The sequence below is a fragment of the Paenibacillus cymbidii genome, from assembly GCF_004764705.1.
GTDB classification, from domain to species: Bacteria; Bacillota; Bacilli; order Paenibacillales; family NBRC-103111; genus Paenibacillus_AN; species Paenibacillus_AN cymbidii.
In genome coordinates this window covers 42,043-68,228 of record NZ_SHLX01000019.1, presented here as the reverse complement: position 1 = coordinate 68,228, position 26,186 = coordinate 42,043, and the positions used below count along the sequence as shown (strand labels likewise).

The 26,186-nt window shown below is 58.8% G+C and carries 22 protein-coding genes; 15 read left to right on the top strand and 7 right to left on the bottom strand.

Annotated features, from left to right (window positions below; all coding sequences use genetic code 11):
• Positions 1-3: 3 nt before the first annotated feature.
• Positions 4-888, bottom strand: coding sequence for an AraC family transcriptional regulator (locus EXY20_RS24160; RefSeq protein ID WP_135554751.1), 885 nt, complete (start codon positions 886-888; stop codon positions 4-6).
• A gap of 127 nt (positions 889-1,015) precedes the next feature.
• Here EXY20_RS24160 and EXY20_RS24155 point away from each other — a divergent pair, with 127 nt between their 5' ends.
• From EXY20_RS24155 to EXY20_RS24125, 8 genes are all read left to right on the top strand, one after another.
• Entirely contained in the window at positions 1,016-4,357 is a 3,342-nt protein-coding gene (locus EXY20_RS24155; RefSeq protein WP_235886175.1) for a DUF5107 domain-containing protein, read from the top strand.
• 466 nt (positions 4,358-4,823) lie between these two features.
• The gene (locus tag EXY20_RS24150) at positions 4,824-5,432 is read left to right on the top strand and encodes a transglutaminase-like domain-containing protein (RefSeq protein ID WP_135554749.1); all 609 of its coding nucleotides are present in this window, start codon (positions 4,824-4,826) and stop codon (positions 5,430-5,432) included.
• 170 nt (positions 5,433-5,602) lie between these two features.
• Positions 5,603-7,309 (top strand): lysylphosphatidylglycerol synthase domain-containing protein, encoded by a 1,707-nt coding sequence (locus EXY20_RS40010; protein ID WP_235886174.1) that lies wholly within the window; start codon positions 5,603-5,605, stop codon positions 7,307-7,309.
• Positions 7,192-8,265, top strand: a complete 1,074-nt coding sequence (locus tag EXY20_RS40005) for a phosphatidylglycerol lysyltransferase domain-containing protein (RefSeq protein ID WP_235886173.1) — start codon at positions 7,192-7,194, stop codon at positions 8,263-8,265. Before EXY20_RS40010 ends, EXY20_RS40005 begins: the two co-directional genes overlap by 118 nt.
• A 161-nt stretch (positions 8,266-8,426) precedes the next feature.
• Complete coding sequence (locus EXY20_RS24140) at positions 8,427-10,238, top strand: hypothetical protein (RefSeq protein WP_135554685.1); 1,812 nt, start codon at positions 8,427-8,429, stop codon at positions 10,236-10,238.
• 12 nt (positions 10,239-10,250) lie between these two features.
• Complete coding sequence (locus EXY20_RS24135) at positions 10,251-10,739, top strand: YbjN domain-containing protein (RefSeq protein WP_135554684.1); 489 nt, start codon at positions 10,251-10,253, stop codon at positions 10,737-10,739.
• Between the two features lie 304 nt (positions 10,740-11,043).
• The gene (gene abc-f / locus EXY20_RS24130; RefSeq protein ID WP_135554683.1) at positions 11,044-12,522 is read left to right on the top strand and encodes a ribosomal protection-like ABC-F family protein; all 1,479 of its coding nucleotides are present in this window, start codon (positions 11,044-11,046) and stop codon (positions 12,520-12,522) included.
• Positions 12,523-12,600: 78 nt separating this feature from the next.
• Positions 12,601-13,704 (top strand): hypothetical protein, encoded by a 1,104-nt coding sequence (locus tag EXY20_RS24125; RefSeq protein ID WP_135554682.1) that lies wholly within the window; start codon positions 12,601-12,603, stop codon positions 13,702-13,704.
• A 6-nt stretch (positions 13,705-13,710) separates the two neighbouring features.
• On the opposite strand, the gene EXY20_RS24120 is transcribed toward EXY20_RS24125, so the two are convergent.
• A complete protein-coding gene (locus EXY20_RS24120) occupies positions 13,711-14,436 on the bottom strand; it encodes a response regulator transcription factor (RefSeq protein WP_135554681.1) in 726 nt (241 codons plus the stop codon).
• 82 nt (positions 14,437-14,518) lie between these two features.
• On the opposite strand from EXY20_RS24120, the gene EXY20_RS24115 reads away from it, so the two are divergent.
• Positions 14,519-15,214 carry a histidine kinase gene (locus EXY20_RS24115; protein WP_135554680.1) on the top strand — a complete coding sequence of 232 codons (696 nt, stop codon included), beginning with the start codon at positions 14,519-14,521 and terminating at the stop codon, positions 15,212-15,214.
• A gap of 238 nt (positions 15,215-15,452) precedes the next feature.
• On the opposite strand, the gene EXY20_RS24110 is transcribed toward EXY20_RS24115, so the two are convergent.
• On the bottom strand, positions 15,453-16,859 hold the full coding sequence (locus tag EXY20_RS24110) for a DHA2 family efflux MFS transporter permease subunit (RefSeq protein ID WP_135554748.1): 1,407 nt from the start codon (positions 16,857-16,859) through the stop codon (positions 15,453-15,455).
• A gap of 282 nt (positions 16,860-17,141) precedes the next feature.
• Here EXY20_RS24110 and EXY20_RS24105 point away from each other — a divergent pair, with 282 nt between their 5' ends.
• From EXY20_RS24105 to EXY20_RS24090, 4 genes are all read left to right on the top strand, one after another.
• Complete coding sequence (locus EXY20_RS24105) at positions 17,142-17,741, top strand: TetR/AcrR family transcriptional regulator (protein ID WP_135554679.1); 600 nt, start codon at positions 17,142-17,144, stop codon at positions 17,739-17,741.
• A 9-nt stretch (positions 17,742-17,750) separates the two neighbouring features.
• Positions 17,751-18,755, top strand: a complete 1,005-nt coding sequence (locus tag EXY20_RS24100; RefSeq protein WP_135554678.1) for a LacI family DNA-binding transcriptional regulator — start codon at positions 17,751-17,753, stop codon at positions 18,753-18,755.
• 150 nt (positions 18,756-18,905) lie between these two features.
• Entirely contained in the window at positions 18,906-19,886 is a 981-nt protein-coding gene (locus tag EXY20_RS24095) for a mannonate dehydratase (RefSeq protein WP_135554677.1), read from the top strand.
• A gap of 42 nt (positions 19,887-19,928) precedes the next feature.
• Positions 19,929-20,693, top strand: a complete 765-nt coding sequence (locus EXY20_RS24090; protein WP_135554676.1) for an SDR family NAD(P)-dependent oxidoreductase — start codon at positions 19,929-19,931, stop codon at positions 20,691-20,693.
• Between the two features lie 33 nt (positions 20,694-20,726).
• Here the strand turns inward: EXY20_RS24090 and EXY20_RS24085 are convergent, their stop codons facing one another.
• From EXY20_RS24085 to EXY20_RS24070, 4 genes are read right to left on the bottom strand one after another with little or no spacing between them, the layout of a single operon-like run.
• Positions 20,727-21,584, bottom strand: a complete 858-nt coding sequence (locus tag EXY20_RS24085; RefSeq protein ID WP_135554675.1) for an ABC transporter permease subunit — start codon at positions 21,582-21,584, stop codon at positions 20,727-20,729.
• On the bottom strand, positions 21,581-22,540 hold the full coding sequence (locus EXY20_RS24080) for an ABC transporter ATP-binding protein (protein ID WP_235886172.1): 960 nt from the start codon (positions 22,538-22,540) through the stop codon (positions 21,581-21,583). Before EXY20_RS24080 ends, EXY20_RS24085 begins: the two co-directional genes overlap by 4 nt.
• Positions 22,537-23,607 carry a hypothetical protein gene (locus EXY20_RS24075; protein ID WP_135554673.1) on the bottom strand — a complete coding sequence of 357 codons (1,071 nt, stop codon included), beginning with the start codon at positions 23,605-23,607 and terminating at the stop codon, positions 22,537-22,539. Before EXY20_RS24075 ends, EXY20_RS24080 begins: the two co-directional genes overlap by 4 nt.
• Complete coding sequence (locus EXY20_RS24070; protein WP_135554672.1) at positions 23,604-24,125, bottom strand: sigma-70 family RNA polymerase sigma factor; 522 nt, start codon at positions 24,123-24,125, stop codon at positions 23,604-23,606. Before EXY20_RS24070 ends, EXY20_RS24075 begins: the two co-directional genes overlap by 4 nt.
• A 194-nt stretch (positions 24,126-24,319) precedes the next feature.
• Here EXY20_RS24070 and EXY20_RS24065 point away from each other — a divergent pair, with 194 nt between their 5' ends.
• Positions 24,320-25,663 (top strand): helix-turn-helix domain-containing protein, encoded by a 1,344-nt coding sequence (locus EXY20_RS24065; RefSeq protein ID WP_135554671.1) that lies wholly within the window; start codon positions 24,320-24,322, stop codon positions 25,661-25,663.
• 101 nt (positions 25,664-25,764) lie between these two features.
• The gene (locus EXY20_RS24060) at positions 25,765-26,175 is read left to right on the top strand and encodes a VOC family protein (RefSeq protein WP_135554747.1); all 411 of its coding nucleotides are present in this window, start codon (positions 25,765-25,767) and stop codon (positions 26,173-26,175) included.
• Positions 26,176-26,186 lie beyond the last annotated feature (11 nt).

Here is a 26,186-nt window from a genome sequence, read left to right as displayed (position 1 = left end):
TCTTCAGCCTTTCGGAATTTTGCGGTATGTCGTGGGCGAGCAGCCCATCACTTTTTTGAACAGCCGCGAAAAGTAATACGGATCCGACAAACCGACGACGGCGCTGATTTCCTTGATGCTCAGGTCAGTCAAGTCAAGCAGTTGCCCGGCTCGCCGGATCTTCATCCGCAAAAAGTATTCGATCGGCGGGCACCCGGTTTCGCGGTTGAACAAATGGATCAAATGCTGCTTCGACACCCCGGTATGCCGGGCCAGCCCGGAGAGCGTAACGGAGTCGGACAACCGGTCGGTCATATACCGGATGGCTTGCTCCAGATAACGCTCTCTTTTTTTGTCCTGCGCCGTACGTCCGGCGGTCAGGCCGGCGGTGCTGACCATGTGCCGGGCGATTTGAGCGGCATGGGCTTGTACGGGAACGGAATAAGTTTTGTCCGTCAGCAGGGCGTACATTTGCTCGAAGCCTTCCAGCCACCGGGACCGGGTCCCGAGCGGAAGCGGCGCCGGTCCGGCGTCCAGCCCGTACAGCGAGATCAACTGCCCGGCGTGATCGCCTTGCAGATGAAACCAATATATCGTCCAGGGGTCCTCTGCCGACGCGCCGTAACGATGCGGAACGCCGGCAGGGATGACCGCCAGTTGGCCCTCCGCTACCCGGAACGTACGATCGCCGGGCAACACGATCCAGCCTTCCCCCTCCGCGCAATAGATGAAAATAGGGGTGTCGCAGCCGTCCTTTCTTTCCCGGTAATGATACCGGGCGCTAGGGAAACAGCCGATGTCGCCGACGTGCAGGGAGCGCGTCAAGTCGGACCTGTCCAACTCCTTGAGCATATAGTCCGGTTGAATAAAAAGCTTCTGCGAATCGAATCCATCCGGTTTGCGAATCATATCCACCAATCAAAGCCTCCTTGGCAGTTGAGTAAGAATATCATCCATCAAGAACCGCATTTCGTCAATTGGAAGCGCCTGCCCGCGGGAGTACAGTAGAAGTATCTGCAGCAGGGGAGAGATTGACGTGCAACAGCCGGCAAATAAAGTCCGCGTGTGGGAGGAAGACGCAACGATTCCCACTTACGGCGTTGGGGAACCGGACAAAAATCCGATGTTTCTGGAGAAACGAATTTATCAGGGAAGCTCCGGGCGGGTGTACCCGCATCCGGTCATCGACAAGATTGAGGACGAGAAGCGGCCGCAACATTACCGGTTGGCGATTCTGGAGAACGAATACGTACGGATCGAGCTGATGCCGGAACTTGGAGGCCGCATTTACCGCGCGCTGGACAAAACTAACCAATACGATTTCGTCTATTACAACCGCGTCATCAAGCCCGCGCTCGTCGGGCTTGCCGGTCCGTGGATTTCCGGCGGCATCGAATTCAACTGGCCGCAGCATCACCGTCCGAACACGTTCGGCCCGGTAGAATACCGGCTGTCCGACAATGAGGACGGCAGCGCGACCGTCTGGGTGAGCGAAATCGACCGGATGTACGGGACGAAAATGACGGCCGGCTTCACGCTGCATCCGGGCAAAGCGTATGTGGAAATTTCCGTCCAGCTCTACAACCGGACGCCGGAGCCGCAAACGTTTCTGTGGTGGGCCAATCCGGCGGTGGCGGTAAACGATCATACGCAGTCGGTGTTCCCGCCGGACGTTACCGCCGTGTTCGATCACGGCAAGCGTGACGTTTCGCGTTTTCCGATCGCCACGGGGACTTATTACAAAATGGACTATTCCGCCGGGGTCGACATTTCGCGCTACAGCAATATTCCCGTTCCGACCTCTTACATGGCATACAAGTCGGACTTCAACTTCGTCGGCGGCTACGACCACGGCGTAGGGGCGGGGCTGCTGCACGTGGCCAACCGCCACATTTCGCCGGGCAAAAAGCAGTGGACGTGGGGAAACGGGGAGTTCGGCCAAGCCTGGGACCGCCATCTGACCGACGAGGATGGCCCGTACATCGAGCTCATGACCGGCGTGTACACCGATAACCAGCCGGACTTTACGTGGCTGCAGCCGTATGAGGAGAAATCGTTCCAACAAATCTTCATGCCGTACAAGGATATCGGTATCGTCAAAAACGCTTCGTTCGACGCCGCCGTCAATCTCGAGGTGGAGCCATCCGAGCGGCGGGCGACTGTCATGGCGTACGCGACATCGGTATTCGAAGGGGCGGTCGTCGCGCTGCAAGGAAAGAAGCGGCGCTATCTGGAAGAGAAGATTACGCTGTCGCCGACGTCCACGTTCCATACGAGTGTCAATCTGGACGAAGAGGATGAGGCGCACGACCTGACCGTCAGCGTGAGAGACTCAGCGGGACGCACATTGATCGCTTACCGGCCGGCGCGTCCGGCGATCGAACAGATGCCCGAGGCGGCCAAGCCGATGCCTGTGCCGCATGAGTTGCAAACAAACGAGCAGCTGTATTTGGCAGGACTGCACCTGGAGCAATACCGGCACGCGACGTTCGAGCCGGAAGCGTATTACCTCGAAGGCTTGAAACGCGATCCGTCCGACATCCGGATCAACGTTGCTTACGGCACACTGCTGCTGCGGCGCGGCCAGTTCGCGGAGAGCGAGGCTCATTTCCGTCGCGCGATCCGTTCGCTCACCTGGCGCAACCCGAATCCTTACGACAGCGAAGCCTGCTATCAGCTCGGCGTGGCTTTGCAGCAGCAAGGGCGGCTGGAAGAAGCGTTCGCCGCATTTTACAAATCGGTATGGTCCGCGGCCTGGCAGGACCCGGGCTACTTTTCGCTCGCCCAAATCGCCTGCGAACGGGGTTCATACGCCGAGGCGCTGGAGCTGGCGGACCGTTCGCTCGTCCGCAACGCCAGAAACTACAAGGCGCGTCATCTGCGCGCGGCTTTGCTGCGCAAGGCGGGGCGGCTCGCGGAAGCGCTGGCTTGCGCGAAGGAGACGCTGCGTCTGGACATTGCCGACTTCGGCTCGGCCAATGAAGCGTACTTGACCCTGCTGGCCATGGGCGAAACGGAGCAAGCGCGGCTTGCGCTGGACGAACTGGTTCGGCTGATGCGCGGCGATGCTCACAACTATTTGAGCCTCGCGGCCGACTATGCCGCGGCGGGCCTGTTTGACGAAGCGGCCGAAGCGCTCGGCCGGATCGTTCCGACTGTCGGCGCGGACGTTTACCCGATGCTGCATTATGCGCTCGCTTATCTGCACGAGAGATCCGGTCGCAGCGAGGCAGCCGCGGCCCATCGCCAAGCCGGACGGCAAGCGGCGCCGGACTATTGCTTCCCGAACAGCCTGTTCGACCTGCAAACGCTGGAGGCGGCGGTAGCGGCGAATCCGCAGGACGACAAGGCGCACTATTATTTGGGCAACTGGATGTACGACAAGAAGCGGCATGATCGGGCGATATCGCATTGGGAGCAATCGAGAGCGATCCATGACGGTTTTGCCACCGTACACCGCAATCTGGCGCTGGCCTATTACAACAAGCGGAATGATGCGCAGGCGGCACTTGTTTCGCTGGAGAAGGCGTTCGCGTGCAACCTGGAGGATGCCCGCGTCTGCTACGAACTGGATCAGCTGTACAAGAAACTCGGCTTCGCGCCGGAGGTCCGGTACGCCAAACTGGAAGCGCAGCGCGGGCTCGTGGAGAAGCGGGACGACTTGTACGTGGAATTCGCCACGCTCCTCAATGCCCAAGGCAGGCACGAGGAAGCGCTGGCAGCGATTGCGGCCCGGCGGTTTCATCCATGGGAAGGCGGAGAGGGCAAGGTGACCGGCCAATACGTGTTAGCCCACGTAGAGCTGGCCAAACGGGCGCTTGCCAAAGGCCGGTTCGACGAGGCGGTCGAGACGTTGTCCCGGGCGCTGACGTACCCGCACAATCTGGGCGAAGGCAAGCTGGCGGGCGCACTGGAGAACCACATCTACAATTACCTCGGCTGCGCCCATGAAGGACGCGGCGAGCACGAGGAAGCGGCCCGCTGCTGGCGCATCGCTTCGCAAGGGCTGGAGGAGCCGGCCAGCGCGATGTTCTATAACGACCAGCCGCCGGACATGATTTTTTACCAAGGTATGGCGTGGCGGAAGCTGGGCGAGGAAAAGGAAGCGAACCGGCGGTTCAACAAGCTGATCGATTATGCGGAGAAGCATCTGTTCGACGACGTGAAGATGGACTATTTTGCTGTGTCTCTGCCGGATTTCCTCGTATTCGACGACGATTTGAACGTCCGCAATCGGATTCACTGCCACTATATGCGCGGGCTCGGTCTTCTCGGCCTGAACCGGGGCCAGGAAGCGCTGGCAGCTTTCGACGAGGCGCTCCGGCTTGATTCCGGCCACCAGGGCGCCGGTATTCATCGCAAGCTTTGCATCGAATAGGACGCGTGAAGGTATTTCGGAGAGACGGCCCGTTTTTGGCGAAATAGGCCATAAAACATGGCCTATTTTTCAGGAGTCTTGATCGGAGCGACACGAAAAGCGAATTTGTTAGTTGGCGGAGGGGAGAATGCCGCGTTTGGCGATGGTTAAAACAGTGGCGAGTGGCGGAGCGGAGAGCGAGGGTTGTTATGGAGAAGCGACAGCGTTCGCCTTTGTTTTTCGGATTCCACCCTGGCCGTTATCGTTCGAAGAATCCGGAAAACAAGAAGCGAGCGGAATAACAACCCTCGCGCGCAGCGGGAGCCGGTTTCGCCGGTTATTCGTCGTTTGATCTCCTCCTGTTCGAGGAATGCACCAACATCCGTTTTGGTGGAAGGTGGCGTTGGTGCCGCTGTATATATTGTATATTTATTCGTCGTGAAGTATTATTATACGAAATGACGATAAAGGCGGCGACCGAGTGAACGTGAACCTGCATGGCGAATCAGACGTGCGCGAGGATTATTTGGCGGAGTCGGAGGAAGTCGATTTCCACCACCCATCGATCGGGGAACAAGCTGCGAAGCTGTATGCGGCCTCGTCTCACGAAACCGATTTTATCCAAAAAGCCTATGAATTCGTTCGAGACGAAATCTCGCATTCGTGGGACATTCAAAGCGCAAGAATCACGTGCCAGGCTTCGGAAGTGCTTCATTTTCGCGAAGGAATCTGTTATGCGAAGTCGAATTTATTGTGCGCCTTGTTGAGGAGCGAGGGGATTCCGGCCGGATTTTGTTACCAACGGCTTACTCTTGGGGATACCCCGGATACCGGGTACTGCATACATGCCTTGAATGCTGTATTTCTGCAACCATCGGGCCAATGGATTCGCCTGGATGCACGCGGCAACAAACCGGGCATTCAAGCGGAATTTTCCCTGACCGGGGAAAAGCTGGCTTTTCCCATCCGAAAAGCATACAACGAAACGGATTACCCCGTCATTTACGCGCAGCCCCATCCGAAAACCATTCAGGCTCTGCGAGGAAATACGGACTGTCGCAGCATGTATCTTCAGGGACTGCCGACAGAGCTGTAGAGCGGGCAAAAGTTGTCGATTCGAACGGGGAGGAGCGGAGAAACCGGTTGATGGAAGTCTGACGAACGGCCGCACGCTCGCTATTCTTCAGAAAATCTTTCGTTGTATTCGATTGACGAATGATATATTTTGGAAGATGAATAGCGAAGCGACGAAATTGGAGGGCCGGAATGTCCCGCTACAAACTGATTCAAATGATAATGGCGCTGTATCGCACGCGGGCACTGAGGCTGATCATTACACTCGCCGTGCTTGTCTACGTTTTCCGCGAGGCGGGGCTGGAGCTTCGCCGCCTTAGTTTAGGCGGTACGTTCCATGCGCTGCGCCGCATTCATCTTGTGCCGTCCATGGAAATGGCCGGGATCGCGCTCGCCGCGGTAGCGGTCATGTGCGCCTACGATTATGCGCTGCGGCGGCGGTTCGCGTTGCCGCTGAGCGGCTGGCAGACGTTCCGGTACGGCTGGATCGCCAATACGTTCAATAATATGATGGGATTTGCCGGCGTAACGGGAGCGGGAGTCAGGCTGCTGCTGTACCGCAGCAACGAGGTGTCGGCGGCGACAGCCACTGCGGCTATCGTGTTTTTGTCGCCGGCGATGATTACCGGCCTGTCCGTGCTTGCGCTCGCCGCGCTTGCGGGTCTTTTTCCTTTGGCAGTATTTGCCCACGGGCATCGTTCCTTGCTGGTTGCGCTGGCAGGAATGGCGCTCTATTTGCCGTTTTACATTGCGCTGCAACGTTCGGTCCGGCTGTCGCGGCGTTTCCAGCCCGGCGGCGGCAGAACGTCCTGGCTGCTGACGGGAGCCATGACCGGCGCTTCGTTGGCCGAATGGACGCTGGCCGGCGTGGCGTTCTGGTTTGCGGCTAGCCGGTTCCTGGACGGCATGACGCTCGGTACCGGGCTCGGCATCTTTACGGTAGCGGCGGTTGCCGGATTAATCAGCCTGGCGCCGGGCGGCATCGGCGCGTTCGATTTGACCGCCATGCTCGGCCTGCAGCTGCTAGGAGCCAGACCGGAGGAGGCGCTGGCGGCGCTGATGGTGTACCGGCTGTTTTACTACGTGCTGCCGTGGACGGTTGGCCTTGCGTTCGCCGTCTTCGACATCGCCTATAACCGCAAACGGGTGCAGGCCTGGGCCGCGCCGGCGTGGGAAAGCGTCTGGAACGGCTGGCAGAAGCTGTGGCGTTGGCCGGGCCAGCTCGGCTTCCTCGGCGATATCGGCGCCTGGGCGCTTGGCAAGCTGGTGCTGCTTAGCGGGCTGTGGCTGCTGTTGTCCGCAGCGACGCCGGGCATGCTGTACCGCCTGCGCTTGTCCGAAGAAGTGCTGACGCTTCCGATTATGAAGCTGTCGAACCAGCTGTCGGTTATGATCGGCATTGCGCTGCTTGTATTGTCGCGCGGCATTTCCTTGCGCATCCGCAAGGCATACCGGGCGACGCTCGTTCTGCTTCCGGCCGGCGCGGCGTTTACTTTCGCCAAAGGGTTCGATTACGAAGAGGCGGCGTTTGTCGCTGTTGTGGCGCTGCTGCTGTGGGTGTCGCACCCCCGGTTCTACCGCGTCAGCGCGCCGTTCTCGACACGTGCGGCGGTTTATTGGCTGCTGGGACAAGCGGTGCCGCATTCGCCTATTACACGCTCGGCGTCCAGGCGCATCGCGGCGCGTTCCGTCATTTGCCTCCCGCCATCCGGGAGCAGTTCTTTCCCGATTCGCACGACTTCGCCATTATGGCCGCGATCGGTCTCGTTGGAGCGTGGGTCGTGCTGTTCCTGCTGTCGGCGCTTCGCCGGGACGGCAGCATCGCCGCACTGCCGGATCGCAGGCAACTGGACGAGTTGGCGCACTATTTGCAGCGGACCCAGCAGGGAAACTTGCTGACCCATACATTATTCCTCGGGGACAAATATTTGTTCTGGACGAAGGACGGGAAACATCTGTTTCCGTATGCGCGAACGAGAAACAAGCTGATCGTGCTGGGCGACCCGATCGGTCCGGCGGAATCGGCCGGCGCCGCCATCGGCGAATGGAAGACATTTGCGGACAAGCATGCGCTGCATGTCGTGTTCTATCAAGCGACGGCGGACTATTTGCCGCTTTACCACGAGCATGGCTACCGGTTTTTCAAGCTGGGGGAAGAGGCGCTGGTACCGCTGTCGACATTTCGGCTGTCGGGCAAAAGCAATGCCGCCTTGCGCAGCGTCAAAAACCGCTTCGAGCGCGAAGGCTGCCGCTTCGCAATGGCCGAACCGCCGCACGGCGAAGCGCTGATGGCGCGGCTGCGAGTGGTTTCCGACCGCTGGCTCGCCGGGCGCAAGGAAAAAGGATTTTCGCTCGGCTGGTTCGAGCCGGATTATATACAGCGGGCGCCGGTTGCACTGCTGACGGACGGCAGCGACGAACTGATCGCGTTCGCGACCTTGATGCCTTGCTACGACAGCGGCACGACGACTTCGATCGATTTGATGCGGCATTTGCCGGATGCGCCCAATGGCACGATGGATTATTTATTCATCAACCTCTTCGAATGGGCGAAGGAGCAGGGTTATGCGCAGTTCAACCTGGGCATGGCGCCGCTGTCCAGCGTCGGCCAAACGGAAACGGCGTTCCGCGAGGAGAAGCTGGCCCGGCTTGTGTTCCGCTATGGCGGACCATGGTATGGCTTCGAAGGCTTGCGCCGTTACAAGGACAAGTTCAATCCCGTATGGGAGCCGCGTTATCTGGCTTACCCGGCATCCGTGCCGCTGTCCGTGCTTACGGTAGAGCTGCTGCTGCTGGTTTCGCGCAAAGCTGTTGTGGCAACCGGCAGTCGTCGATCGCCAACGGAATCGGCTTGATTTTCTTGAAACTGAGCTGGGTATGCAGCAGCGTATGGCAATTTGGCGACAAAACCTTGAAATCGACCAAAAACTAGTAACAATCGCAACCGAGTGTGATATAGTTAGGGTGTGTTTAAACACCCCCCTGGGCAGAATGTTTGTGCAAGAGGAGGTTTCGTATGCCCGTGCATCAATCGGGAACCGGCAGACGCCCGGCTCCTTCAAGGCCAACGGTTCAACGGACAAGCAGCGGCAGCGGCATGCAGGGCCAGTCGTCGGCGGCACGAATGATGAACATGCAGCGTACGATGGGCAATCGTGCGACCCAGCAGTACCTCAGCCAGATGGGTACCGCGCCCGGTACGATCCAACGCGCAGGATCCGGAACGCCTCCGACACCCCCGTCGCAAGAACAGCAGGATGTGGTCAAGGATCGGGCGGATCTCGGCGGAAACATCGTCGGCTCGATCGGCGAAAGCTTCGGTAAACGTTCGGACGACCTGAAAGATGCGTTCGACAAAAATAATGACCCCAACACCGCCAAAGATTCCGCGTCGATGGGCGCCGTTTCGTCCACGGCGGATTTGGTCGGCGGGCCGTTCCAAATTTTGAGCGCGATCCGGGAAACTCGCTCCGTCTCAAGCGATTCGGGCCGTACCGGCCATAACAAACGGTGGAATTACGCCGCCACCGGTTCGTCGATGATCGAATCGGGGGGCAAGATGGTCAGCGGATCGGCCGGACTGGTCGACAAGGCCGCCAAGTCGGTCGGCCATGAGAAAGGCGTCGGCGCGTCTTCGGCTGTAAGCGATTATACAGGGACGGTGGCCGAAGCGATTTCCGCCGTCAAAAATACAATTATGGCGGTCAAGTCGATTTACGATATGTACAGCAAATATTCGGAAAACGGCGGGCTCGACAAGGGCGAAGCGGCCAAAGGCGTGATCGAAACGATCAGCAACGCCATTCAGGCGGCATCCTCGGGCCTCAAAGTCGCCAAAGGCATCATGGAGATTATGGAATCGAGTACGGCCAGCCTGACCGCCGTCATTCCGGGCGTCAGCATTGCGGTCAGCGGCGTGAAGATTGCGCTCAAGACCGTCGACGTGATCAAGGCCGGCCTCAACCGTTCGGCGATGACCAAGCTGAAACGGGAGTTCAAGGACAAGCATGCCGGCAAGTCGTTCATCAAAGCGAAAACAAGGTTCCGCAACGCCGGCGTCGACATGGGCGAGCTGGGCAAACACAAGCAGAAGTTGTCCGACGATCTCACGATCGCGATCCAGAAAAAAGATGAAAACGACAGCAAGATGCAAACGATTACGGTCAAAATCACCAAAATGGACAACCGTATCGCCCGCGGCGGCTTGCGTGTGGAGCGCAACAAGCAGCGCAAGACGATTCTGGAACAGCAGCTTGCGGACGCTACCCAGAAGCGGAACGAAGGCGAGCAGGAAGAGAATCGCCTGACGGCGGAGCTGGACGAAGTCCAGCAATACGAGCTCGCCAAAGAAATGAAAGACATCAACGTCAAGCGGACAACGCGCGGCGGTTTGCAGATCGGCATCGAGCTGACCAAAATCGCCGGAGACATCGCAACGCTTACCGGCGTCGGGGCGCAAGTGGGCACGCCGCTGAAAATTGTGGCCGCCGGCGCCGGCGCCGCCATGCCGCTCGTTCGTTCGCTCAAGCAGGCCGGTCGCGACCGCGCGGCCAAACAAGGCGCATGGAAAATTACGAAAGCGATTTTCAACGCCGAGAAGTCAACCGAAAAGAAGCAGGAGAAACGGTCGACGCATGCGGATCTGATGCTCGACATGATCGGCAAGCTGCCGGTACTGTCGAACGACGACGCCGTCTTGAAGCAGTATAAACAAGTGCACGATCTCGTGCAGGCGGCCGGCATCAGTTTGTACGCGTTTGAAGCATTCAAGAGCGATCCGGACAAACTGAAAGAGAAACTGGTCGAGGCTATGAAACAGCGGGAATAGGAGGCGACACCGATGGCGTCCGATTTTGAACAGGCGAGCCATCTGGCGCAGCTCGGGCAGCTTGAGGCCATCTTGCAAGAGGCCGGCATAACGACGAATTTGCTCGAGGCGTCCGATACGTTGCCGCTCCCGGTGCTGCTGGCAGGAATGCCGCACGATGACAAGGGGCGGGAGCGCTACATACACTTCAGCTTCCTGCCGCTTGACGATACGTCGATCGACGCGATTCAGCTGGTACAGTTATATGCCAAGCTCCCGTTTGCGTTTGGCGTTGCGGAACGGGATGCGGCGGCGGCGACGGTGGCGGAAATCAACACGCGGGTGCCGATCGGCCACTTTGGCCTGGAAGAGGAGGGTGGCTTGCATTATCGATACGTATACTGCATGTCCGCCGCACGGTCGTTCGATCGCGACGTAATGCTGGAGCTTGTCGGTTTGTTCGTCACCATGTTCGGCGCTTTCGCCGAACAAGCGGAGAGCGGATTGCGTCCCCAAGGTTGAAAAGCGCCGGCGGATGTGGTACGATGCATGTAATTTTTCGAAAAGGGAGCTGAAGGGGAACATGTAAGTTTTCTTGCCGACCGACTCAATTGTGAAACACGTGATGCGAATTTTCATACTTTCGCATGCCTGTTTTATCGTTGACGCGCAAGAAAATTACGGTTCCTTTTCCGCTCATAAAACTGCCAATTCGTTGCCGCTTCCGCCGGATCGATCGTCCCGGGGCGGTGCGATGGACTGCATATAGATGAGCTGCGGGAAAGTAATTTTCTTGCAGCTTTTTCTTATGCAGGAGGAATGATTTATGTCATTAATAAATGTAGCCAACTTGACTTTCGCTTATGACGGCAGCTACGACCCGATTTTTGAACAGGTTTCGTTCCAGCTCGATACCGATTGGAAACTCGGCTTCACCGGGCGGAACGGCAGAGGCAAAACGACGTTTCTGAACTTGCTGCTCGGCAAATACGAATACAGCGGGACCATTTCCGCTTCCGTCAGCTTCGATTATTTTCCGTATCGTGTCGACGACGAAGATCAGCTCACGCTTGACGTGGTGAACGGGATCGTAACGGACTATGAATACTGGGAGCTGCAGCGCGAGCTGTCATTGCTGCAAGTAGAAGAGGGCGCGCTGGAACGACCGTTCCGTACGTTGTCGTACGGCGAACGCACGAAGGTGCTGCTGGCCGCCTTGTTCCTGAACGAAAACCGGTTTCTGCTGATCGACGAACCGACCGATCATCTCGACAGCAATGCGCGGAAGCTGGTGAGCGATTATCTTGCCGCGAAGCGCGGTTTCATTCTGGTATCGCACGATCGTGCGTTTCTCGACGCTTGCGTCGATCATATGCTGTCGATCAACAAAACCGGCATCGACATCCAGAAAGGCAATTTCTCCAGCTGGTGGGAGAACAAACAGCGGCAGGACAACTACGAGCTGGCCGAAAACGATCGGCTGAAGAAGGATATTCGGCAGCTGAAGGAAGCGGCGAGACGAACGAGCGACTGGTCGCACGAAGTGGAAAAAACGAAAAACGGCACCCGCAATTCCGGTTCCAAGGTCGATAAAGGGTACGTCGGGCATAAAGCCGCCAAAATGATGAAGCGCTCGAAATCGATCGAGCACCGGCAAACGAACGCCATTGAAGAAAAAGCCGGCCTGCTGCAAAATATCGAGCAAAAGGAGCGGCTGAAGCTTTCGCCGCTTGCGTACCACAAACACCGGCTGGTCGAGTTGGATTGCGTCTCCATTCATTACGGCGACCGGACGGTTTGTTCGGGCGTGCAACTGACGATCGAGCAAGGGGAGCGGATTGCGCTGAGCGGCAGGAACGGCTCCGGCAAATCGAGCCTGCTTAAGCTGATTTGCGGCGAAACGATTGCGCATACGGGCACCGTTCGGATCGGCAGCGGGCTTAAAATTTCTTCCGTTTCCCAATCGAGTTCGTTTGTGCGCGGCAGTTTGACCGATTTTGCGCGTTCGCATGGGCTTGACGAAAGTTTGTTCAAGGCGATTTTGCGCAAGCTCGACTTTGCCAGGGTACAATTCGAGAAAGAGATAGCGGACTTTAGCAGCGGCCAGAAAAAGAAAGTGCTGATCGCCAAAAGTTTGTGCGAACCGGCGCATTTGTATGTTTGGGATGAGCCGCTCAATTATATCGACGTGATCTCGCGCATGCAGATCGAAGAGCTGCTGCTCGATTATGCGCCGACATTGCTGTTTGTTGAGCATGACCGCGAGTTTTGCCGCCAAATCGCTACCAAGGTAATCGAACTTTAGTTTGTGTGTAGGAATTTATGAAGAAAACTCACAATCGCCGCTCATTCTCCGCACACAATAGGACGGTATGATGTTGCCATGACAAGAAGCGCGACGATCGCGACGGGCGTTTCGGATCAGGGAGACGATACCGAAGGAGTGAGTGCGATGTACTGGTTGCTGCAGTGGGGGAACGATGACGCCGCGTCGGAACGGGTATGGCGTCATATGGAACAAGCGGGCATGCGGAACAGCGCCCGCATCGTGGCGCCGATCGATTTGCTCGCGAGTGTGCGCGCCCGGCTCGGGGACGTTGCCGTTGTGGCCGAACCGGCACCGCCCAAGAACGGCGAATTTGCGGCAGCGGCCTACGCCTGCGCTTATTTGCGCGATCGGCTTCAGCTGCCTCCGGACGAATGGGTATGCATGCTGCAGCCGGGTGATGGAGTCGACGAAACGTTTTGCCGCAGCTTGCTTCGGCTCGAGCATACGCTTCGGGAGTCGACGGCGGAAGCCGCATTCGTCGGCGTCTGGCCCAAACGGGCTCGTTTCGGCCAAAGCTATATCGTAACGGAAAGGGTGGCAGCGACCGGAACGGGTATCTATCCGGCGGTAAGCGGATTCGTCAGCAAAGCGTCGATGGAGGAAGCCCACGACTTGTTCGTTCGCGGCGCGCTGCAAAGCTGCGGCGTCACCGCGTTCCGGCTCGGGGCGATGGACGAATTGATGCGGGCGCACGGCGTCCCCCGGCAGCCCGAATCGCTTATCCGCTGTTACGGTTCGCTGCCCAGGCTCGATTTGAGGCAGGCGTTGTTCCAACTGGCGATTCGCGTCGTGGCCGTGGTTTATGACGGGAATTGGCCGGAGCAGCCCGCAATCGACGAGGGCAGGAATAAGGAAGGCGCGCGCCTCGGAGGCGAGTGGCGCATGCCGGAAGTGATCGTGCGCCGGCGCCGTCTGTTCCCGGGGGAGGCGCTGTCGTACCCGGGGAGCGGCTTCCGCGAGCTATCCTGGACGATTGTGCGCGGCATCGGCATCTGCGAAACGAAGCAGACGGCCTACGCCGTTGGCGACGGCGAAATCGTCAAGCTGGGCGCCGGCGAAGAACCGACGCTGCTCGCCTGCACGCCGCTCGAGCTGATCGAGGTGCTAACAGGCGCCAGACGGCGCAGCGTTTACGGCAACACGGGGAACGGCGCGTAAACGGTGTCATTCGGGCTCGAACTTGTAGCCGGCGCCGCGTACGGTAACGATTCGTTTCGGATTTTTGGCATCGTCTTCGAATTTGCGCCGCAAATTTTTGATGTGCACGTCCACCGAACGATCGGACACTTCCGCTTCGAGCCCTTTGATCAGGGTGAGCAGCTGCTCGCGGTCGAAGACGTGGCCGGGATGGGCGAGAAAAATTTTCATCAGCTCGAATTCAAAATAGGTCGTTTCGATCCATTGGCCTTTCAAGCTCAGCCGACGCTTGTCCACGTCGATCGTAATGGCGGCCGGTTCGGCCGGTTGCTCCGGCAGCGAGCTGCGGGCGGCGGCGGCCGCCGCTTGTTCCGCCGCGGCATGCGTCGGCGGCTGCACGCGGCGAAGCAGCGCCATGACGCGGACGGCCAACTCTCGCATGCTGAAGGGCTTGCACAAATAATCGTCGGCGCCAGTCGTGATCGCATCGATCTTCGCCTTCGTGTCGTTGACGGCAGACAGCATCAGAATAGGCATGCGGTAAGCGGCGCGAATGTGCCGGCACAGCGTCAGGCCGTCCGTATCCGGCAGCCGCATATCCAGAATGACGAGTTCGGGCACGGCTTCGGCGAACAGCATCTCCATCTCTTGGCCGGTGGATGCGTGCCGAATCGAGAAGCCTTCTTCGGACAAATAAATTTGAATCAGTTCGGCGATGTTGCGATCGTCTTCCACTAGCAACAATTGGGCCATGCCATGCCACTCCTTCTTCGCTTCGTGCTGGTTACAACAGGGGAAGCCGCAGCTCATTCGAATGGAATCGGAGGCGAAGCTGATGACGCAAGAGCAGCGACCGGGGGAAACGGCCGCCTGGAGAACTGTCGGCGACTTGCTGTCGGAAGATATGCGATCGTCGCTCACGACAATCACGGGTTTTTTCGAACTGTTGGCAGCGGACGACCCGCCACCGACGGCGGAGCGGAAAGCAAGATATTCGTTGTACATCCGCAAGCAGCTCGACCGGATGAACGAGTTAGTCGAGGCGTTCGATGCCGTTCGCCGGGGATTTTCGGACCGTTACCTCGTTTTTTTCGCCGATCGGTGGGTGGAGCAACTGAAACCCGCCTGGCTCCCGGATGACGATTGGCAGCCGCAGATCGGCTGCGCGGCGGCGAATGTCCGGCTGCGCGGCGATGCGCATGCGCTTCGGATCGCCTTGCGCCTGCTGTTTCATTATGTATACGGTTCGCCCGGCAGATCGAGCGGCTTGCGCCTGACGGCCGAGGTTGACGGCGACAGGTTGCGCCTGGAAACGTACGGCATCCCGCAGGGTGCGGATCCGTTCGCGCAAGGGCAGTTTGAGGAGACGGCCGCCGGAACTTACGGAAGATCGCCGGTTGCGTTTGCGGCCAGCCTTGAGGCGATTTATGTCGAATCGGCGCTTGCGCTGCATGACGGCACGCTGGATTGGCTGTCGTTGCCCGGCGAAACGTCCGGCTGCCGAATTACGCTGCCGTTGTTCGGGCCGTAAGAGCGGCGAGAAGCGTCTATCGTTATTTTACCGCAAAAGCTTCGAAAAACCATCCCTAAATTTTCCTCCGACTTCTCGATCCGCGGCTCCGTCGCCAACATTGGGGATGGCGGAATAGGCCATCTTTTGTGGCCTATTTCGCCCCAACACGATCGACTCCAAACGACAAACGGCAGTCCGGATCGGGAAGTCCCCGATCACGGGCTGCCGTTTGTTCGTACCGCTGCGGCGAAAGGCGCTACGCCACGCTGCGCGCCGGTTCTTCGTTGGAAGCTTGCCGCACCCGTTTGATGAAGAAAGAGAGCAGCAGACCGATAACGCCTATGGCGATGATGACGACATAAGAGTCGTTGATCCCCTGTATGGAAGCTTCGGTTACCATATGCTTCTGATCGGTGCCGCCGGCCGCCATCAAGTCCGTCAAATGCGTTTTCGTCCGGTTCGTCATGACGGTAACGAGCAGCGACGTCCCTACGGCCCCAGCCACCTGGCGCACCGTATTGGAAATCGCCGTGCCATGCGCGTTCAGCTTGGACGGCAGCTGGTTCAACCCGGCGGTTTGCACCGGCATGAGGAACAGCGCCATCCCGATCCGCCGCCCGGTGGACATGAGGATGAGGTACGTATAGCTGGTCGAATCGGTCAAGTCGATAAAGCCGATCGTGGTCACGATCGTGATGAATAAACCGACGACCGCCAGCCATTTGGCGCCGAACCGGTCGAACAGGCGGCCGGCGAGCGGCATCATGAAGCCCATAAGGAGCGCGCCCGGAAGCAGCAGCAAGCCCGATTCCAGCGCGGTATAGCCGCGGGCGTTCTGCAAATAGAGCGGCAGCAGCATCATATCGGCGTACATGACCATCGTCACGGCAATGTTGATAACGGTCGTCAGGGAGAACATGCTGTACTTGAACGCGCGCAAATCGAGCAGCGGATTGCGGGAAACGAGCTGGCGCCACGTAAACAGGACAAGGGAGACGACCCCGACGATAATCGAAACGAGCACCTCCGCGCTCGACCATCCCAGGCCGCCCGCGCGGCTGAAACCGTACAGGAGAGCGCCGAAGCCGGCGGTGGAAAGCGCGACGCTGAGCCAATCGATGCGGCTCGCGGCCTTTTCCGATACGTTGGTCAAATAAATGTAGCCGCAAAGGATGACAATAAGCGCAAGCGGAATCATGCCGTAAAACATCGTTTCCCAAGCGTAGTTTTCCAGCAGGTAACCGGCGAGCGTCGGTCCGATGGCCGGCGCGAAAATGATGGCCAGCCCAACCATGCCCATGGCCGCGCCGCGCTTCTCCGGCGGAAACAGCGTCAGGATGACGGTCATCAGCAGCGGCATGATGATGCCGGCACCGGCTGCCTGGATCATGCGTCCCGTCAGAAGAACAGGGAAGTTCGTCGCGAAGGAGCAGACGATCGTGCCGAGCAGGAAGATGACCATGGAAGACTGGAACAGCTGGCGCGTCGAGAAGCGCTGCATCAGGTAAGCGGTGATTGGAATCAGCACGCCGTTCACCAGCATATAGCCGGTCGTCAGCCATTGCGCCGTCGCGGCTGAGATGTCGAAGTCGCCCATCAATTCGGGGACAGCGACGCTCATGATCGTCTGATTCAAGGTCGCGAGAAACGCGCCCAAAATCATGACGAACAAGATCGGCCCTTTTTTGATCGTGTTGGTTAGTGTTGCCTTGCTGGTACTCACCGTACTCCATCCTCTCTGTGTCTGTAGACTAAATTTACAATGTGTAATATAATTTACACTGTATTAAATAGATTATAGGCATTGGAAAGCCGTTTACAAGCGACACGTAAGCGCGATCTGTCGATTAGTTTACAGTCCTCCTGCCATCTGTAGCCAAAGTCGCAAAAATACGACGAAATCCGCAAAACTGTTTATTGGTTGCGCCGGGGAAAGGAAACGATCATGGAGCCGAATACGTCCCGCACCGACCCGCGAGTCGTACGCACCCGCCATATGCTGAAAACCGCTTTGGTGGAATTGCTCGAAGAGATGGATATCGACAAAATATCGGTCAACCGCATCGCCGAACGAGCCACGATCAATCGGGTGACTTTTTATCTCCATTACAAGGACATTCCGGACATGATGGAGAAGATGGCGGACGAAATGATCGACGATTTTCAGCGTATTCTGCACGAATCGCCGGAAAAAGCGGTATCGAAGGAAGAGAGCGATCTGCAATTGATGACCCGGATTTTGGAGCACATTGCCGACAACGTCAAATTTTTTAAAGTCGTGCTTGCTTCGAAACGAACGCCGATTTTTACCGAACGTATGCTGCGGCTGCTGACGGAGGTGGTCACCGACAAGGTGGAGCGGCAGCTCGACGAACGCTTTTTTGCCGAAACCGGCATTCGCAAAGACATCGTCATCTGGTACGGCGCATCGGCTCTGATCGGCACGATCGTGTCCTGGCTGCGCAAAGATATGCCGTACTCTCCCCAATTTCTTGCCAAACAATTTATGCTGCTGCGCACCGCTGCGGAGCGCAAACGAAAGTGACGGGATCCCATGATTAATTTGAAGCAGCTTGCCCAGATGGCCGGCGTCGACGTCTCTACCGTCTCCCGCGCGCTGAACGACAGCGAGCGGGTAAAGCCGCAAACGAAAGCCCTGATCAAAAGTTTGGCGGAAAAGCACCACTACGTGCCCAACGATATGGCGAGAAGCCTCGTCGGCAAAAAAAACGACACGATCGGCGTACTGGTTCCGGAGCTGCTCAATACGTTTTACGCGGAAGTGATCGAAGGCATCGAGGAAGCGGGAAACGAGCGCGGCTACTCGCTGATGTTCGGCAAATCGCGCTTCGCGGGCGAGGAAGAAATCAAACTGATTGACATGTTCATGCGCAGAAGGGTCGACGGCATCATTCTTTGTTCCAGCTCGCGCCGGACGATCGAACATTTGCGCAAGCTGAAAAAGAGCATTCCTATCGTCATCGCCGACACGTTCGAGCCGTATGCGGACATGGACGTGGTGACGATCGATCACGAATATGGCGTCGGCGGCGTCATCGACCATTTGCTGGCGTTCGGTCATCGCGAGTTCGGTTATATCGGCGACAGCAAAATTACGCCGCTGCGGCTGGAAACGTTTCGCCGCGGATTGGCCGGTCATGGCATCGAGCTTGCGGCGCGGCATATTTTCGTCGGCGAAGAGCGTTACGAGGAAGGCGGTTATCGCCGCATGACGGAGTTGCTCGCACAGCCGGACAGGCCAACGGCCGTGTTCGTCGGCACGGACAATTTGGCGATCGGCGCGGTGCGGGCGGCGCGGGAGTCCGGAGTGAAGGTGCCCGAGGAGATGTCGATTGTCGGATTTGACGACATTATCGCGTCTGCGTATGCGGAGGTGCCGCTGACGACGGTGCTGCAGCCGAAGCAGGAGATGGGGCGGCTTGCCTGCGGGCTGCTGCTGGCAAAAATAACCGGCGAAGCGGCAGGTTTCCGGCAAGTCGTGCTGAAGCCGGAGCTGGTCGTCAGGAAGACGACAGGAGCGGTGCCGGGTAAAGGTTAAAAGGACGAATTGTTTATGATGCGTATAATTGCGCTAAAAACTTGTTGACAATCCGCCAAATGTTGCTACTGTAAGGAGTAGAAAGCGAGCCATTATTTTTTTCATGCAAAATACAAACGTTTGTATTTTGACTCGACAGGAGGAATCGACTTGAAACTCGCCGAAATTTTGGCGCCGCAAACGGATCGATTGTGGCATCTCGCCAAACAAGCGGGCGTGACGGATGTGGTGGGAAGAGCGCCGGTACGGAGCGACGGCAGCGTATCGACGGACTACATGGACCTGCTGCAAATGAAAATGCGCTACGAGGAGTTCGGTTTCCGGCTGAGCGTCCTGGAGCCCGGCTATGAAATGATGATGCCGCGGATCAAGCTGGGGCTGGAAGGCCGCGAGGAAGAGCTGGACGTTGTGCTGACGCTGATCCGCAACATGGGCAAACTCGGCATCCCGGTGCTGTGCTACAACTTCATGGCCCATTTCAACTGGATTCGCACGTCGCTGGCGGTACCCGGACGAGGCGGCGCTTACGTCACCGGTTATGACCATGCGTTGATGAAGAACGCGCCCTGGACGGAATACGGCGAAGTGAGCCAGGAGGCGTTGTGGGACAATTTGCGCTACTTTCTTGAGCGGGCGGTGCCGGTCGCCGAAGAAGCGGGCGTCAAGCTATCGCTGCATCCCGACGATCCGCCGGTGCCGTCGGTCCGCGGCATCGGCCGGATCGTCACAAGCGCGGCGGCTGTGCAGCGCGTGCTCGACCTGGTGCCGAGCGCAAACAGCGGCGTGACGATGTGCCAGGGCACGCTGGCGACTGCAGGCGAAGACGTTCCGCGTGCGATTCGCCACTTTGGCCGGCAAGGGAAACTGTTCTACGTGCATTTCCGCGACGTTCGCGGCACGGCGGAGAAGTTCGTCGAAACGTTCCACGACGAAGGGCAGACAGATATGTACGAAGCGATGAAGGCATATGCGGAAATCGGCTTCGACGGCGCCGTTCGCGTCGACCATGTGCCGACGATGTACGGCGAGAACAACGGCGATCCGGGGTATGAAACGATGGGCAGACTGTTTGCGCTCGGCTACTTGAAAGGGCTGATGGAAGCGGCCGCCCGTGAAACTTCACCCCGTTAATAATAATCGACGACATCCGGAAACGGAAGAGAGGAGTTGCCCATGAGGCTGAACAATAAAGTGGCGATCGTGACTGGCGCCTCGCGTTCGATTGGCGCAAGCGTGGCCGCCTGCTACGCGCGCGAAGGGGCGAAGGTTGTCGTCAACTACCGCAGCCATGCCGAGTTGGCCGAACAGGTCGTGGCGGACATTCGCGGGCAAGGCGGAGAGGCGTTCGCCTGTTATGCCGACGTTTCGGAGGAAGCGGACGTTCGGGCGATGGTCGCGGAAACCGTGAAACGGTACGGCACCGTCGATATTCTCGTCAACAATGCGGCGATCGACCCGCGGCAGTCGTGGGAAACGATGGCCGTCGCCGATTGGGACCGGGTCATGGCGGTGAACGTGCGCTCGCAGTTTTTGTGCGCGCAGGCCGTATTTCCGCATATGAAGGCGCAGCGCTACGGCAAAATCATCAATGTGTCATCGGTGACGTTTTTTAGCGGCCAGCGGGGGTACGTGCATTACGTCGCGTCCAAAGGGGCGATCGTCGGCTTCACCCGCGCGCTGGCTCGCGAAATCGGCGAGCATGGCATCAGCGTCAACTGCATTACGCCCGGCGCGATCTGGACGGAGACGGAAGCGGAGAAGGTAGGCCCGTCCGTCTCCGCCGATGCGCTGGAGTCGCAAATGGCCGGGCTGCAGTCCGTCCCCCGGCGCGGCGTCGCCGGCGATCTGGAAGGAGCGTTTCTGCTGTTCGCGTCGGAAGCGGGCGATTTTATTACCGGCCAGACGCTGAACGTCGATGGCGGCTGGATGATGCATTAGCCGGCGAACGGCTAATGCTCGCCTCGCGGAACGTCAGGCGATATTTTTGCGCTGAAACGCGCGGCATGCCCACAGGAGCAGAACAACCCCGTTGACGACGGTGAACGCGAGATAAGCGTTGCTCGGCACGTAGCTCATGGAGAACGGGCCGAGCGAGCTGCCCGGACTGGAAACGGCGTTCAGCAGCTGACCGCCGCCAATCAGTTCGTAAGCCATCCGGCGGAACACGGCGGAAGACGGGATGAACAGGCTGACGATGAGATCCGCGTAGCCGACGGAAGGCCGGCTGCCGTCCATATTGAGCACATTGGCCGAAAAGCCGCTGAACATGGCTAATCCGTACAGCATGGCGCAAGCGACGCCATTGCCGAGCAGCGGCAAATAAACGGAGCCGAGCATGGACAACGCCATCAGCAGCAGGATAACCCATTCGAACAGCAGAAACGAAAAGAGTGCCGTCGATGCGCTGAGCGGAACGCCCAGCCGCATATGCACCGGCAGCACGATCGACCAGAACAGCACGCCGCCGTAAGCAAGCATCCAAACGGCCATCCCGGCGTACTTGCCAAGCAGCAGCGATGGCCGGGATATCGGCCGGGCGAGCACCGCCAGCATCAGGCCGCTTTCGATTTCGCCGGAGATGGCGCCCATCGTCGAGAAGAAGACGAGGAAGGCAGTGATCATCTGGGCGAACAGCAAGCCGAGGTAAAGCACGACGATCGACGACATCGCGCGTTCGGCGGCGGTTACGCCGCCCGATGCGTTGTAAGCGGCAAGCTCGGCGATGCCGTAGTTGTACAACCCGATGAACAGCAGAGTAAGGGCCATGGCGACGGCCCATATTTTTTTGCGCACCCATTCTTTGCCTGCATACGTCAGCCACATCGTCACGACTTGCTTCCTCCCTTGCCGTCCGTCGACATGTCCAGAAACCACATTTCCAGCCGAATGCTGCAAGGTACGGTTTCATAAACGGTCGCTTCCGCTTCGTGGAGCAGCCGGTGGAACCAACCGAGCTGCTCGCGATGGCGCGCCGTAAGCTCCAGCGTTGCGCTCCCGTCGCGGGCGTCGGCCGTTACGCGGAAGCTCATGCCGGGAAGCAGCTGGCCCGAAACGACGGCCTCGAGCTCGGGCAGCCAGCCGCCAACCGCCACTTCCCATTTGTTGCCGGCGTGCAGCAGCTCGCCGATCGGCCCGGCTGCCCGCAATCGGCCTTCATGCAGGAAGGCGACGTCATCGCAAACGGCTTCCACATCCTCAAGCAAATGGGTGTTTAAAAAAATCGTTTTCCCTTGCTCGCGCAACCGGACGATCAATTGGCGAATATCGTAGCGTCCGATCGGGTCCAGCGCGGAAGACGGCTCATCCAGTATGATCAGCTCGGGATCGAGCAGCAAGGCGCAAGCGATGCCGAACCGCTGCTGCATCCCTTTGGAATAATGCCTCAGCCGGTCGGCGCCGCGGCCTTCCAGGCCGGTCAACCGCAGCACGTCGCGAATCCGGTCGCGCATGGCGGCCGACTTCGCCTGGGCGAGCGTCATGCCGCCAAGGCAAGCGTGATAGACGAGCGTTTCGTTCGCGCTTAGCCAATCCTGAAAGCGGAACAGCTCGGGCAAATAACCGACGCGCCGCCGGGACTCCGGCGTTCCGAGCGGGTGGCCGAGCAGCGTGCCGCTGCCGGAATCGGGATGAAGCAGGCCGACGATCATTTTCACGAAGGTGCTTTTGCCGGCGCCGTTCGGTCCGAGCAGGCCGAAGATGCGCCCGCCGCTTACGGACAAGCTGACGTCGCGGCAGCCGAAACCGTTCGCGAACGTTTTAGTCAATTGCTTCGTTTCGATGATCAAGGCCGGATCATTCCTTCGGCATCGGCAAGGATCGCTTGATCCGACGGATATGCAGCCGACGTGCCGCTCAGCATAAACACCCATCCGTCTCGAATCCACAGCAGCGACCGGCCGTTATCCGTCGTTTGCAGAATCGCGTCCTGGCCGCCGAAGGTAGCGGCGCGCGTCCGGTCGCCTGCGGCCGGCAGCGGCAGCGTCGTCCGCCAATCGCCGATCGCCGCCAGCTTGTCGCGAATCGATTGCGGGATAACCGGCAAATCGAGCACCACCCGGCGAATCGCTTCCGCATCGACGCCTTCGGGCACTTCCAGCACGGGCGACGGGAACTGCAGCAGCCTCTTGCCCGCGCCATCCGGCTTCAAGCCGAATGCGCCCGGCAGCCGGATCGTGATCGGTTTGTTGTCCATGCCGGCAGGAAGCGTCGACTTGCCGCCCAGCCACTTGATCATCGTGTTGATTTCGTTCGCGTGCAGCGTAAAGATCAGCTCCTGCGGCGGCTCGTAAACGTATTCGGCTGCAGCGGCGCCCGGCGTCTGCGCGAGCGTCCGCCCGGCGAGCGCAGACGCTTCCGCTGCGCCGACCATACGCGCCTCGCCCTGGCCGCGCTGTTCGATCTCGCCGTATTGCGCCAGATTGAACGAACGGTCGCCTTCCAGCCCTTGCGCAAGCGATTGCCGCAAGCCGTTCATTTCTTCCTGGCTGATCGAAATCGTCTTCACTTGCTTCGCCGAAAACGTTCGCTGCAGCTCGGCCATCGCATCGCCGCCCCACGGGCTGAGCAGCAGGGCAAGGGCAATTGCGGCGGCGCTGGCGGCTACGAGCTTGCTGCCGTGCCGTCCGGTGCGGCGTCGGTCGGCCGCAACTGTTTTCGGCAATGCGCCGGTTGCTGCCGGTATGATTGCCGGCGGCAGCGGCGTTTGCTTCGGCACTTGCGCCGCGGGCATCGGCTGCTGCCAGACAGCCGCCGCTTCGACCGCCTCGCGTTTCACACGGCTGCAGAACGTTTCCCATGCGCGTTCGATGTCGGCTTCGTCTACTTGAACATCCTTGTTGCGGTTTTCGATCATGGATCCATCATCTCCCCATCCGTCATATTGCGTTTGAACCGCTGCTCCGCCCGAATCAGCAGCGTGGCGACAATCCGCGGATTAACGGCCAGCGCTTCGGCGATTTCGGCGTGGCTGTATCCGTTCTCCTTCATCAGCAGCGCCTGGCGGTCCCGCTCGGACAGTTTGGCCAGCACTTGCCGCACGACATCGCGCTCCCATTCCCGGATGACAAGGTCTTCCTGCGAAGGCGAAACCGTTTCCTGCGTATGCAGATGCCAAACTTGCCGTTCGTGCAGCTTCTGGTCGCGGCCCGATTTGCGCAAATAGTCGTACACGATCCGGGTAAGCACGCGATGCAGCCAAGGCCCGACTTTGCCAAGGTCATCGGGAGGATGGCGGTACAGCCGAAGAAACGCTTCCTGCGTCAAATCTTCGGCCGCGGCGCGATCGCCGATCAAAGCGACGATCCGGCGCAGCACCGTCGGATAATGCTCGCGGAATATCGTCTGAAAGTTTGCCAACTGCGAATCTTCCATCCGGCGCTCCCCCTTTCACTTGTTAAGACGAACGTTTGGGCGATCTTGCATCAGGTTGTATAGGCATTCTTTGATAATTTTGAACATAACCGGCGCGCCGGTTCCTTTGCTATAATCAAGTTATCACATCGATGCAAATAGTGCGGTAATGAAGTTATCACATCGATGAAGACACGGATGGCGGGGGAAGCGTTGTGGAGCATGTCGAATCCGTACAACGGGCAATCGACCATATCGAGGCGCATCTGGGCGAGGAGCTGGAGCTTGCCCGTCTGGCCGAAGCGTCGTATACATCGGTCGCCCAGCTGTACCGGTTGTTTTACGCGCTTACCGGACATCCCGTCAAAGAGTACATTCGCAAACGAAGAATGAGCGTTGCCGCCAACCACCTGCGAAACTCGAACGTGTCGGTGGAAGAGCTTGCGTGGGCATACGGGTTCGAGTCGTATCATTCGTTTGCAAAAGTATTCAAGAAGATCGTCGGCCTGACTCCGGCCGCCTATCGCCAAGCGGAACTATTTTTCAGCTTCGAGCCGATTCGGCTGCGCGAGCAAGTGGCCTATTGGGAAGATCGGGAGCAGTCCGCCCGTTTCCCCGACGTAAGCGTGATCCGGTTGCTGCCGATGAACGTTTACGCCTGTCTGCATGTCGCGCAGCAAGAAGAGGGGATGGAGCGCGATGCTTTCCGTTCGGTGAGCGATAAGCTGGCCGCAAGCGGCGTGTCGCCGGCGGCGAACAGCCGTATTTTTGGCCATAACGTCGATCTGCCGGATGAACCGGAGCAGCGCCGGTACGGGTATCGCATCCTTGTCGCCCTGGAGCAGGGAAGCATCGCGGATGAAACGTTCGCAGCGGAAATGTTCCCCGGCGGGCTGTACGCCGTTCGCAAAATGGCCGCACAAGCGGATCATGAGACGATTCAAGCCGGATGGGACCGGCTGTTGGCCGAATGGCTGCCGAAAAGCACGTTCGACCTCGGTCCGCATCAGTATATCGAAGAGTTTATCGCTTATCGCGGCCGGTTGACAAGAATGCATTTGTTTCTCCCCGTCCAGCGGAGGACGTTTCACGAGCCGATCGAAGTGGTGGAACGCCCGGAGGCGCTCGTATGCTTTTGCCGGGGAAACGGGTCCGACGCCCAACGTCTGGCCGAACGGCAGCTGATCGAGTGGCATGAACGGCATGCCGGCCGGCGCAACCGGTCCACCGATGAGCGTTATTACATGTCCTACGCGTATGGAGCGAAGGGAGACGACTATTGGTGGGAAAACGGGATTATCCTCCCCGGAGCCGATAGCGGCCCGCCGGACATCGCAAGCAAACGGTTCGGCGCCGGTACGTACGTTTGCTGCATCACGAAGACGTACGGCTTGTTGACCGGCGTGCTGGAGCGGATGTACCGGTGGATCGCGGCAAGCGGCAAGTATCGTCTGGACGATGAGCGGCAATGGTTCGCGGAATACCGGGTTCGCCCCGGCATGGATGTGGAGCGCGACGCCAGCGTCACCATCTGGATTCCTATTGCAACGGAGGCATAAACATGAGTTCTTCGCCCGAACGCAAACGCAGCAAGGCAGTGGAAGGCTACCGCCCTTATTTTGTTTCGAAGGCGTTGCAACTGATCGAAGGAGGCAAAGTCATGTCCCAACCATCGTCCAAAGAAGAAGAGCTGAAGCCCGCCAGTCCGATCAAAAACAAGGTGGGCAGCATTTTTATCCCGGTGCGGGATATTGAAGCGTCGCGGCACTGGTATTGCCGTGTTCTCGGGCTTGACGCGGCGGACTGCAGCATCATGGCCGGACATTTGTGCCCGTTGCCGATGGAAGGAACGGGGATCGTCCTCGATACGATGCCGATGTGGGGAGGCCGGGAGCCGGGAGGGGCTCCTTCGATCGAAACGCCGGCTTTTATGCTGATGACGGACGATCTGCAAGGTTCGCTGACCTTCATGAAGGAGCTGGGCGTCGAGTTGGTGACCGAGATCGAGCACGATCACTGGTTTGTCGTCAAAGATCCGGACGGCAACAAGCTGATGGTTTGCCGGGAATAACGTTGACCGGC